Annotated in this window: 10 protein-coding genes and 1 pseudogene; 5 read left to right on the top strand and 6 right to left on the bottom strand. The window is 71.0% G+C overall.

The annotated features are described in order from the left end of the window. Positions 1-304 precede the first annotated feature (304 nt). Positions 305-1273, bottom strand: a complete 969-nt coding sequence (locus ABZ646_RS30975; RefSeq protein ID WP_360526031.1) for a diacylglycerol kinase family protein — start codon at positions 1271-1273, stop codon at positions 305-307. Positions 1274-1391: 118 nt separating this feature from the next. Between ABZ646_RS30975 and ABZ646_RS30970 the strand changes: the two genes are divergently transcribed. After that, the gene (locus ABZ646_RS30970) at positions 1392-1832 is read left to right on the top strand and encodes a hypothetical protein (protein ID WP_132888788.1); all 441 of its coding nucleotides are present in this window, start codon (positions 1392-1394) and stop codon (positions 1830-1832) included. A gap of 26 nt (positions 1833-1858) precedes the next feature. On the opposite strand, the gene ABZ646_RS30965 is transcribed toward ABZ646_RS30970, so the two are convergent. The 3 genes from ABZ646_RS30965 to ABZ646_RS30955 all read right to left on the bottom strand — a co-directional run bounded on the left by ABZ646_RS30965 (position 1859) and on the right by ABZ646_RS30955 (position 3895). Then, complete coding sequence (locus ABZ646_RS30965) at positions 1859-2932, bottom strand: RNA polymerase sigma factor SigF (RefSeq protein ID WP_360526028.1); 1074 nt, start codon at positions 2930-2932, stop codon at positions 1859-1861. A gap of 17 nt (positions 2933-2949) precedes the next feature. Continuing rightward, the gene (locus ABZ646_RS30960; protein WP_004925829.1) at positions 2950-3363 is read right to left on the bottom strand and encodes an anti-sigma regulatory factor; all 414 of its coding nucleotides are present in this window, start codon (positions 3361-3363) and stop codon (positions 2950-2952) included. A gap of 271 nt (positions 3364-3634) precedes the next feature. Beyond that, a complete protein-coding gene (locus ABZ646_RS30955) occupies positions 3635-3895 on the bottom strand; it encodes a UBP-type zinc finger domain-containing protein (RefSeq protein ID WP_360526034.1) in 261 nt (86 codons plus the stop codon). 61 nt (positions 3896-3956) lie between these two features. On the opposite strand from ABZ646_RS30955, the gene ABZ646_RS30950 reads away from it, so the two are divergent. After that, on the top strand, positions 3957-5552 hold the full coding sequence (locus tag ABZ646_RS30950) for a Na+/H+ antiporter (RefSeq protein WP_360526025.1): 1596 nt from the start codon (positions 3957-3959) through the stop codon (positions 5550-5552). A gap of 33 nt (positions 5553-5585) precedes the next feature. Here ABZ646_RS30950 and ABZ646_RS30945 read toward each other — a convergent pair whose 3' ends face one another. Both ABZ646_RS30945 and ABZ646_RS30940 read right to left on the bottom strand, forming a co-directional pair. Further along, positions 5586-6467 carry a pyridoxal-phosphate dependent enzyme gene (locus ABZ646_RS30945; RefSeq protein WP_360526022.1) on the bottom strand — a complete coding sequence of 294 codons (882 nt, stop codon included), beginning with the start codon at positions 6465-6467 and terminating at the stop codon, positions 5586-5588. A gap of 56 nt (positions 6468-6523) precedes the next feature. Further along, positions 6524-7114, bottom strand: coding sequence for a peptidoglycan recognition family protein (locus tag ABZ646_RS30940; protein ID WP_360526019.1), 591 nt, complete (start codon positions 7112-7114; stop codon positions 6524-6526). A gap of 299 nt (positions 7115-7413) precedes the next feature. Between ABZ646_RS30940 and ABZ646_RS30935 the strand changes: the two genes are divergently transcribed. The 3 genes and pseudogenes from ABZ646_RS30935 to ABZ646_RS30925 form a co-directional block, all read left to right on the top strand. After that, positions 7414-8820, top strand: coding sequence for a family 2B encapsulin nanocompartment shell protein (locus ABZ646_RS30935; protein WP_360526016.1), 1407 nt, complete (start codon positions 7414-7416; stop codon positions 8818-8820). 113 nt (positions 8821-8933) lie between these two features. Beyond that, positions 8934-10034 carry a family 2 encapsulin nanocompartment cargo protein polyprenyl transferase gene (locus ABZ646_RS30930; protein ID WP_360526012.1) on the top strand — a complete coding sequence of 367 codons (1101 nt, stop codon included), beginning with the start codon at positions 8934-8936 and terminating at the stop codon, positions 10032-10034. A gap of 2 nt (positions 10035-10036) precedes the next feature. Further along, positions 10037-10138 (top strand): annotated as a pseudogene (locus tag ABZ646_RS30925) (Fpg/Nei family DNA glycosylase); the annotation flags it as partial.

The raw sequence follows: 10138 nt of genomic DNA, 5'->3' as shown, positions 1-10138 counted from the left end.
TGGTATTACATGCACGTTGCTTGTGAATGTGAACGCTTTCACGAATCCCTCAACAAGTGAAGGGCCGACTGCCAGGTTCCCTGGCAGGGGTCCTGTGAGTTGAAGGGGGATTCCGGTGATCAGTGGACGCCGGTGTTGCGGGCCGTCCCGACCGCCACGTAGAGCCTCGCAAACCTCAGCGGCGGATACAACCCCTTCCGGAAAGTTTTTTTTGATTCCTCGGTGTCGACTGGGTCACAGCCGTACTTCCATGGGGTGGACCCTGGCCTAAACGTTCGAGTGAAAGGACTTTAGCCCGTTCCGCTCACACAATCACACGCAGTGCGCGGCGTACGCCTGTGAACGTCACGCTCGTACGCAGTCCTAGGTGGTCGCCGTCCATCTGAAGGGGGAGGGGGGCCTTCGAATGCAAGGTGAACTGGTCCAGGTCGTGCAGCGACACCGCATGCCTGCCATGGGGTCCGCGCTCGGGGGACGAAGTGAGCAACTGTGTGCCATACCGGGCAGCCGCGGCGGACGACAGGCGGGTGAGACCGAGTACGTCGATGCCTTTATCGAACGAGGCCTTAGGTGACGTGTACATCGGGCGATTGCCGAGATACGTCCAGGGCGAGGTGTTCGAGACTATCGCCACGACCAGATCGTTGACGGGGTCGGCGCCGGGCCTTTCCAGGGTGATCGGGCCGTGCCGACGGTGCTGCTCGCCGAGGAACTGGCGGATCACCTGCCGCACGTACAGCGCGTGCGTCGACTTCTTGCCGCGCTCGCGCTGCTGCTCGACCCGGCCGACCACGCCCGCGTCGAAACCCAGCCCCGCGTTGAAGGTGAACCAGCGGGCCGGAACCGCCTCGTCCTCGGTACCGGGGGTGCCGGCGGTCAGCCCCAGGCCGACGAGACGCTCACGCTTCTCGCGGAGGGCGTCCAGCAGGTCGCCGGTGGCCTCGACCGGGTCGTTGGGCAGGCCCAGGGCGCGGGCGAAGACGTTGGTGGAGCCGCCGGGAACCACGGCGAGACCCGGCAGCCGGTCCGGGTCGGGGCCGTTGTACAGCAGGCCGTTGACCACCTCGTTGACCGTGCCGTCGCCGCCGAGTGCCACGACGAGGTCGATGTCGTCGCTGTCCGCCGCCTGCCGGGCCAGGTCGCGGGCGTGACCGCGGTACTCGGTGGTGACCGCTTCCAGCTTCACCTCGCTCGCCAGCGCGTGGATCAGGACATCGCGCCTACGTGCGCTTGTGGTGGTTGCTGCCGGATTGACCACGAGAAGTGCACGCATGGATTGCAGCGTACCTACTGGAAAGTACCGGGCCCAGACCGAGTTAGGGATCGGGTAAGAGAAAGGGGCGTGAGCCTCAACACTCGGGCCTGTCCCGACCGCGGGCTACCCTGCTGGGGTGAGCGATGCGTCTACGGCTGTGAAGGCCGACGGAACCGACGGCCCCCGTCCGCGGCGGCTGACGTACGCCGCTGCGCTGGCCGGGCTCGAAGGGCTCGCGCTGGTGGCCGGCGGGGTGTGGATGCTCGTGCTCGGGGTAACCGGCTCACCGGACGACCGGGGCCAGGCGGTCACCGGCGGTGTCACCGTGATCGTGCTGGCGCTGCTGCCGTTGCTCGCCGCGCGCGGGCTGCTGCTGCGGAAGAGCTGGAGCCGGGGCCCGGCGGTGATCACGCAGATCATGGCGCTGCCGGTGGCGTACAACCTGCTGCAGGCCGACAGTGTGGCGATTCCGGTGGGGATCGCGCTCGCCGTGGTGGCCGTGGCCGCGCTCGTACTGCTGGTGAACTCCGCTACCACCCAGGCCCTCGGGATCAAGGGGCCCGGGCGCAGTAGCTGATCCGGTCGCCACGAGGGCGGCGCGACCTACTCCTCCACCAGCAGCTTCTCCCGCAGCTGGGCCAGGGTCCGCGCCAGCAGTCGGGAGACGTGCATCTGGGAGATGCCGACCTCCTGGGCGATCTGGGACTGGGTCATGTTGCCGAAGAAGCGGAGGAGAAGGATCCGCTTCTCCCGCGGCGGGAGGTCTTCCAGGAGGGGCTTGAGCGACTCCCGGTACTCGACGCCCTCCAGGGCCTCGTCCTCCGCGCCGAGCGTGTCGGCGACCGCCGGGGACTCGTCGTCGGTGTCGGGGACGTCCAGGGACAGCGTCGAGTAGGCGTTGGCCGACTCCAGGCCCTCCAGGACCTCCTCCTCCGAGATCGCCAGCTTCTCGGCCAGTTCGTGGACCGTGGGGGAGCGGCCGTGCTGCTGGGACAGCTCCGCCGTGGCGGTCGTGAGCGCGAGGCGCAGCTCCTGGAGGCGGCGCGGCACGCGGACCGCCCAGCCCTTGTCGCGGAAATGGCGCTTGATCTCGCCGACCACGGTCGGGGTGGCGTACGTGGAGAACTCCACCCCGCGGTCCGGGTCGAACCGGTCGACCGACTTGATCAGGCCGATGGTGGCGACCTGGGTGAGGTCGTCCAGCGGCTCGCCGCGGTTGCGGAACCGGCGCGCCAGGTGCTCCACGAGCGGCAGATGCATCCGGACCAGCTGGTTGCGCAGCTCCGCGTACTCGGCGCTGCCCTCCTTGAGCGCGCGCAGCTCGACGAACTTGGCGCGCGCACCGCTGCGGTCCTGAGGCTCGTGCCGGGCTGCCTGCACCACCTCCGCGGCCAGCGCCTCGTCGTCGGCGTTTCGCTCGTGCTCGCTCATCGTCCCGCCCGTCGCCCTTTCGCGAGCCTTCGCCCCGGCCCGGTCCGGGGTCGCGACCCCGTTCCGCCCTTCCGGGGGCGCGCTCTGCACGGCACCGTCCGGACCGGGCCGCACGGAGGGGTCCTCCGGATGCGGCCTGGCCTGTTCAGGGATGCCGTCGATGCCGTCAGCCATGCGGCGGGAACCGGCCTCGGGGCCTTCGCCCCCGGCCGGCAGCTCCCGTGTGCCGCGCTCTTCGTCCCGCACCGGCCCGTCCCCGTTCCTCACGCCGGCCCGGGTCCCGCGCCGCGCTGTTTGTAGAGGCTGATCGACACGGTCTTGTCCTCGTCGACGGCCGACGAGACCTTGCCCGCCAGGGCCGAGAGCACGGTCCAGGCGAAAGTGTCGCGCGAAGGGGCGTGCCCGTCGGTGGTCGGGGCGGAGACCGTGACCTCCAGCGAGTCGTCGACGAGGCGGAAGACACAGCTGAGCACCGAGCCGGGAACGGCCTGCTGGAGCAGGATCGCGCACGCCTCGTCCACCGCGATGCGCAGGTCCTCGATCTCGTCCAGGGTGAAGTCCAAGCGGGCGGCGAGACCGGCCGTGGCCGTGCGCAGCACCGACAGGTAGGCACCCGCAGCCGGCAGCCGGACTTCCACGAAGTCCTGGGTCGCGGGCTCGCCTGCGATCTGGGACACCCTCACCTCCATGGTGGTACAAGCTTCTCGGGGCCGAGGGTCGCCCCCCGGGGTAACGCACTACGTGGTTCAGCGGTGACGCTACCGCGCTCCGAACTTTTCTGTCCCCGGGACCCCGACCCCTGGCGTCACTCACAGTAAACCTGTGGATACGCTCCGTGTCTAGGGGTCCGCCTTGCCCAATTGGGAAGAGCGCGCGCCGGGTTGACGTACCCCGGCGTCGAACCGTCGAACCGTCGGCACGGCCGCGTTCAGCGGCCGTAGTGCAGTGTCACACGAGGACGTGGTCGACGAAGCACCAGCGCCAGTCCTCACCGGGCTCGAACGTCCGCATCACCGGGTGACCTGAGGTCTCGTGGTGCCCCGTCGCATGTCTTCCCGGTGACGAGTCGCAGCACGCCACGTGGCCACAGGTCAGACAGATCCGCAGCTGGACCGGGTGCCAGCCCTTTGCGAGACACTCGGGACAGGTCTCGTTCAGGGGGTCGGGTTCAGGCTGCGGCAGCGCGCCGGCATGCGTGCACTGTTTCATGATTGCCAGATTACGACGGGTGTGCGGGTGGCCGCGCGGAAAATGAGGGTGGGCGAGGATCATGGACGTGATGCCACTGCTGTTGCTGGTGGCGGGGAGCACCGTGATCGCGGCGGCCGCCCGGCGGACCCCCGTGCCCGCACCGCTGCTCCTGGTCGCGGTCGGCCTGGCGGTGTCGTACATCCCGGGCGTGCCGGACTACACCCTCGACCCGGAGGTCGTCCTCCCGCTCCTGCTGCCCCCGCTGCTGTACACCTCGGCGTCCGACAGCTCCTACCTCGATCTGCGGGCCCAGATGAGACCGGTCGCGCTGCTCTCGGTCGGATACGCCCTCTTCGCCACCGTCGTGGTCGGCTGGGCGGTGTACCTGCTCGTCCCCGGCATGCCGCTGCCCGCGGCGCTGGTGCTGGGCGCGGTGGTGGCCCCGCCGGACGCGGTGGCGGCGACCGCGGTGGCCCGCCGGGTGGGGCTCCCGTCCCGCATCACGACGATCCTCCAGGGCGAGTCCCTGCTCAACGACGCCACCGCGATCACGGCGTACAAGGTCGCCCTCGGGGCCGCCGTCGGCGCGGGCGCGACCTGGGCCGGGGGCATCGAGGAGTTCCTGCTCGCGGCGGTCGGCGGCGTCGGCGTCGGCCTGCTCCTCATGGCACCGCTGCACTGGCTGCGCACCCGCCTGAGGGAGCCGCTGCTCCAGAACACGCTCTCGCTGCTCATCCCGTTCGTCGCGTACGGCGTCGCGGAGCAGCTGCACGCCTCCGGTGTCCTCGCCGTCGTGGTGGTCGCCCTCTATCTCGGCCACCGCGCGTGGGAGGTCGACTTCGCCACCCGGCTCCAGGAGGAGGCGGTCTGGAAGATGGTCGCCTTCATCCTCGAATCGGCGGTCTTCGCGCTGATCGGCCTGCAACTCCCGATCGTCCTGAGGGGCCTCGGCCAGTACGAGGGCGCCGAGGCCGTGTGGTACGCGGTGGCCGTCTTCCTGGTCGTCGTGGCCGCCCGCTTCGCCTGGTGCTACCCGGCGACCTTCCTGCCGCGGATGTTCTCCGCGCGGATCAGGGAACGCGAGTCCAACCCCACCTGGAAGGGCGCGATGGTGACCTCGTGGGCCGGGATGCGCGGGGTGGTCTCGCTCGCCATCGCCTTCTCGATCCCCGTCACCGTGCACGGCGGCGGTGCCTTCCCGCACCGCAACCTGGTCCTCTTCCTGACCTTCACCACCGTGATCGGCACCCTGGTGGTGCAGGGGCTGACCCTGCCGCCGCTGATCCGCCGGCTGCGCTTCCCCGGCCGCGACCCGCAGGCCGAGACCCTCGCCGAGGCCAACGCCCAGGCGCAGGCCTCCCGCGCGGCCGCGGCCCGCCTCGACGAACTCCTCACCGACGACCGCAACGAACTCCCGCCCCCGCTCGCCGACCGCCTCCGCATCGTCCTGGAGCGCCGCCGCGACGCCGTCTGGGAGCGCCTCGGCCAGACCAACCCCGTCACCGGCGAGACGGTCGACGACACCTACCGCCGTCTCTCCCGCGAGATGATCAGCTCCGAACGCGAGGTGTTCGTCCGCCTCCGCGACCACCGCTACATCGACGACGAGATGCTGCGCACCCTGCTGCGCCGGCTGGACCTGGAGGAGGCGGCGGCCTACCGGGAGGCGGGCTGAGCCGCCGCGGGAACCCCCGCCCGGCGGCGCGGGTCAGGCCGTGACGACCGCCACCACCCGGGTCCCCCGCGCGAACGCCCCTTCCGCCGCCAGTGCGACGAGCCCGAACAGCAACTTGGCCACATACAGCCGCTCGACCCGCATCCCGTGCCGGGTCTCGAAATCCGCTGCGAAGGAATCGAGTTCGGGTGTCGTGCGCCCGTACCCCCCGAAGTGGAACCGCTCGTCCAGCGACCAGTCCCCCGACCGCGACCCGAACGCCGCCACCTGCAGCCGTGCCGTCTCCCCGGCCAGGAACCCGCCCTTGAGCACCGGCACGCCCACCGCCCGCTGCCCGGCGCCCAGGCCCGCGGCCAGTCCGGCCAGGGTGCCGCCGGTGCCGCAGGCGACCGCGGCCACGTCGGCCCGCCCCCGCAGTTCCTCGCCGAGGGCACGGCAGCCGCGTACCGCCGCCGCGTTGCTGCCGCCCTCCGGCACGACGTACGCGTTCTCCGCGTCCGCCGCCCGCAGCAGAGCGGCCAGAACCTCCGGCTCGGCCTTCCGTCGATACGTCGACCTGTCGACGAAGTGCAGTCGCATGCCGTCGGCCGCGCACCGCGCGAGGGAGGCGTTCAGGGGCCGGTCGGCCAGTTCCCCGCCCCGTACCACCCCCACCGTCGGGAAGCCGAGCAGGCGGCCCGCGGCGGCCGTCGCCCGCAGGTGGTTGGAGTACGCTCCGCCGAAGGTGACGATCGGCCGGCCGGCCGCCGCCTCGATGTTCGGGACCAGCTTGCGCCACTTGTTGCCGATCAGGTCCGGGTGGATCAGGTCGTCCCGCTTGAGGAGCAGCCGGACGCCGTGCCGGGCGAAACGGTCGTCGGCCACCTCCTCGAGAGGGGACGGCAGCCGCGGCTTGAGTATGTCGGCGCTGGTCACGTCGTCATTGTCGCCCGGACGGCCGCCCGGATGCCCGCTCGGGCGGCTGCCCGGGGTCACTTCAGGCGGTCCCGGACGCGGTCGCGCAGCCAGGCCGTCGAGAAGCCGCGCGGATCCACCTTTCCCGGCTGCCACTCGGCGTGCCCGATCACCGACCGCTCCGACCACCCGTGCCGTCGGCACACCGCCGCGGCCGCCTTCACGATCGCCTCCAGCTGAGCCTGGGGCCAGGGCTCCTCGCCGTCGCCGAGGTTCTCGCACTCGAAGCCGTAGAAGTGCCGGTTGCCGTCGGTGTTCGCCTCCCTGTCCAGGGGGAGGGTCTTCTCGGCGATCACGGCGCGCAGTACGTCGTCGTCGCCGAGGCCGGCGTGGTTGGCGCGGCCGTGGCCGACCAGGTGGACCGTGCCGTCCTTGGTGACGACGCCGTGGCACAGCGGGCCGGGCAGGTCGGGGCGGCCGTCGCGGCAGAGCCGGACGGTGCGCTCGGCGTCGGCGGTCGCCGTGTGGTGGATCATCACGCCGTGCACGGGGCCCCAGGGGCCCTTGTGGTTGCGGTTGTGCTCCCGCCAGTCGCCGACCTCGACGACCCTGACGCCCTCGTCCCGCAACGCGTCGAGGAAAGCACCCGCGGACATGGGTGGGGCCATGACCGCCTCCTTCTTCTTCTTCGTGGGGGCCTGCGGTGGAACTCCGGTAATTTCTACAGAAGTCGGGTGTTCCGGGGTAGTCGCCCCAAGCGTGTTCGGATCGCATACGAGCCGATCAGGACAAGTCGGCATATCACGGGGCGGCCGGTCGGGCGAAGCGCAGGCCTGCCCAGTAGTCCGATGATCTATTCCCGCTCTTTCGGGTAATGGTCCCGGCACGCTCGGTGATGACAGGGTGGCCGATGAGACCGATGCGCGGGCAGTTCGGCGTCCGCGCAGGTATGGGAGGGCATTTCCTTATGTCGGTAGGCGAAGAGGTCCGCACGGATCAGGGCAAGCCGCAGCAGTCTCTGGACACGGCGGCAGCGCGGAACCTGGCCACCACGACCAAGTCCGCGCCACAGATGCAGGAGATCAGTTCCCGCTGGCTGCTGCGGTCACTGCCCTGGGTCGATGTGCAGGGCGGCACGTACCGGGTGAACCGACGGCTCACCTACACGGTCGGAGACGGCCGTATCACCTTCCTGAAGACCGGCGACCGCGTCGAGGTCATCCCGGCGGAGCTGGGCGAACTGCCCATCCTGCGGGCGTACGAGGACCAGGAGGTGCTGGGGGAGCTGGCCCAGCGCTGCCGTCAGCGGGACTTCGGCCCGGGCGAGGTCATCGCCTCGTTCGGCAACCAGGCGGACGAGGTGTACCTGCTCGCCCACGGCCGCGTGGAGAAGGTCGGCACCGGCCCCTACGGCGACGACGCGGTGCTCGGTGTCCTCGCCGACGGCGCGTACTTCGGCGAACAGGGACTGATCGACCCGGACGCCATCTGGGACTACACCGCCCGCGCGGACACGGCCTGCACCGTGCTGATCCTGTCCCGGCAGGACTTCGAGCAGGTCGCCGAGCGCGCCGACTCGCTGCGCGAGCACCTTCAGCACCTGCGCGCGATCCCCGAGCAGCGCACCAACAAGTACGGCGAGAAGGAGGTCGCCCTCGCGGCCGGCCACAGCGGCGAACCCGACATCCCGCACACCTTCGTCGACTACGAGGCCCGGCCGCGGGAGTACGAGCTGAGCATCGCCCAGACGGTGCTGCGCATCCACACCCGGGTGGCCGACCTCTACAACCAGCCGATGAACCAGACCGAGCACCAGTTGCGGCTCACCGTCGAGGCGTTGAAGGAGCGCCAGGAGCACGAGCTCATCAACAACCGGGAGTTCGGCCTGCTCAGCAACTGCCAGTACGACCAGCGGCTGCAGCCCCACGACGGCGTGCCCAGCCCGGACGACATGGACGAACTGCTCAGCCGCCGCCGGGGCACCAAGCTCTTCCTCGCCCACCCGCGCGCGATCTCGGCCTTCGGGCGTGAGCTCAACAAGCGCGGACTGGTCCCGGAGACCATCGAGATCGGCGGCAACCGCATCCCGACCTGGCGCGGGGTCCCGATCTACCCGTGCAACAAGATCCCGGTCACCGAGGCCCGGACCACCTCGATCATCGCCATGCGCACGGGCGAGTCGGAGCAGGGCGTCATCGGGCTGCGGCAGTCCGGGATCCCCGACGAGATCGAACCGAGCCTGTCGGTCCGCTTCATGGGCATCAACGAGCAGGCCGTCATCAACTACCTGGTCACCGCCTACTACTCGGCGGCGGTCCTGGTCCCGGATGCCCTCGGTGTGCTGGAGAACGTCGAGATCGGCCGGTGGAGGTGACGTTTCCGCACGTGGCGGCCGTGTCCCCGCCCTCCGGGGCGGGTACACCCTCGGGGTACGTGCCGAGCCGGGGCGAAGACGCCACCGTACGCACACCCCGCGAGAGGGAGGCCATGCCCGAGTTCGTGACGGAAAGGAAGCAGGGTCCCACGGCGGTTCCGCCGGCCGGACCCGAGGCGCTCGACGGTGCCGAGGCGGCGGCCATACTGGAGCGCGCCCGGGCGTCCGTCGACCCCGAACTGCGCGCCGCCGTCGACTCGTTGCCCGGTTCGATGCGGCGGATCGCGCGCTACCACTTCGGCTGGGAGCACGTGGACGGCACCCCGGCCGCGGGCAACGCGGGCAAGGCCATCCGGCCCGCGCTGGTCCTCGCAGCCGCCGAAGCGCTCGGTGGCCCGCAGGCTCGCGCGGCCGCCGTAGGGGCGGCGGCCGCCGTGGAGCTGGTGCACAACTTCACGCTGCTGCACGACGACGTCATGGACCGGGACACCTCCCGCAGGCACCGGCCCACCGTCTGGACCGTCTTCGGCGACACCGACGCGATCCTCGCCGGGGACGCGCTCCACGCCGTGGCGCTGAGGCTGCTCGCGCAGGATCCGCACCCGGCGTCCGGAGCGGCCGCCGCCCGCCTCACGCAGTGCGTGCTCGAACTGTGCGCCGGACAACACGCGGACACCGCGATGGAGGACCGGGCACCGGACGAGGTCACCCTCGACGAGGTGCTCGCCATGGCCGAGGCCAAGACCGGGGCGCTCCTCGGCTGCGCCTGCGCCCTGGGTGCGCTGTACGCGGGGGCGGGCGAGGCGGAGGTCACGGCGCTCGACGGGTTCGGCCGGCAGGCCGGCCTCGCCTTCCAGCTGATCGACGACGTCATCGGGATATGGGGTGATCCACAGCGCACCGGCAAGCCGGCCGGTGCCGACCTGGCGGCCCGCAAGAAGTCCCTGCCGGTCGTCGCGGCCCTCACCTCCGGCAGTCCGGCCGCCGCTGAACTCGCCGAGCTGTACACCGAACCGCACGTGCGGGCGGACGCGGCCGAGATCGCGCGTACCGCACTGGCCGTGGAGCGGGCGGGCGGCCGGGACTGGGCGCAGGCCGAAGCGGCCGACCGGATGGCCCGGGCGATGCAGGAGCTCGCGCGTGCCGTGCCCGACCCCGAGCCGGCCGGCGGCCTGCTCGCGCTTGCCGAGTTCGTGACCCGGCGCAGCAGATGAAGACCCCGGAGGAGATGGGCCGCCCGCCGCGCGTCGACGACCACGGCGGAGAGGTGTACGTCTACCGCCGGGCCACCCTGCCCTGCCACATCTGCGGCACCGGG

It is taken from the genome of Streptomyces sp. NPDC007162 (genome assembly GCF_040634175.1).
In the GTDB taxonomy this organism is placed as follows: Bacteria; Actinomycetota; Actinomycetes; order Streptomycetales; family Streptomycetaceae; genus Streptomyces.
This window is presented reverse-complemented; position numbering and strand designations above follow the sequence as displayed.

Excerpts from the sequence above, each read along its gene's own strand:
- ABZ646_RS30950 (WP_360526025.1), top strand. The coding sequence starts at position 3,957 with ATGGACGTGATGCCACTGCTGTTGCTGGTGGCGGGGAGCACCGTGATC.
- ABZ646_RS30975 (WP_360526031.1), bottom strand. The coding sequence starts at position 1,273 with ATGCGTGCACTTCTCGTGGTCAATCCGGCAGCAACCACCACAAGCGCA.
- ABZ646_RS30935 (WP_360526016.1), top strand. The coding sequence starts at position 7,414 with ATGTCGGTAGGCGAAGAGGTCCGCACGGATCAGGGCAAGCCGCAGCAG.
- ABZ646_RS30955 (WP_360526034.1), bottom strand. The coding sequence starts at position 3,895 with ATGAAACAGTGCACGCATGCCGGCGCGCTGCCGCAGCCTGAACCCGAC.
- ABZ646_RS30940 (WP_360526019.1), bottom strand. The coding sequence starts at position 7,114 with ATGGCCCCACCCATGTCCGCGGGTGCTTTCCTCGACGCGTTGCGGGAC.
- ABZ646_RS30930 (WP_360526012.1), top strand. The coding sequence starts at position 8,934 with ATGCCCGAGTTCGTGACGGAAAGGAAGCAGGGTCCCACGGCGGTTCCG.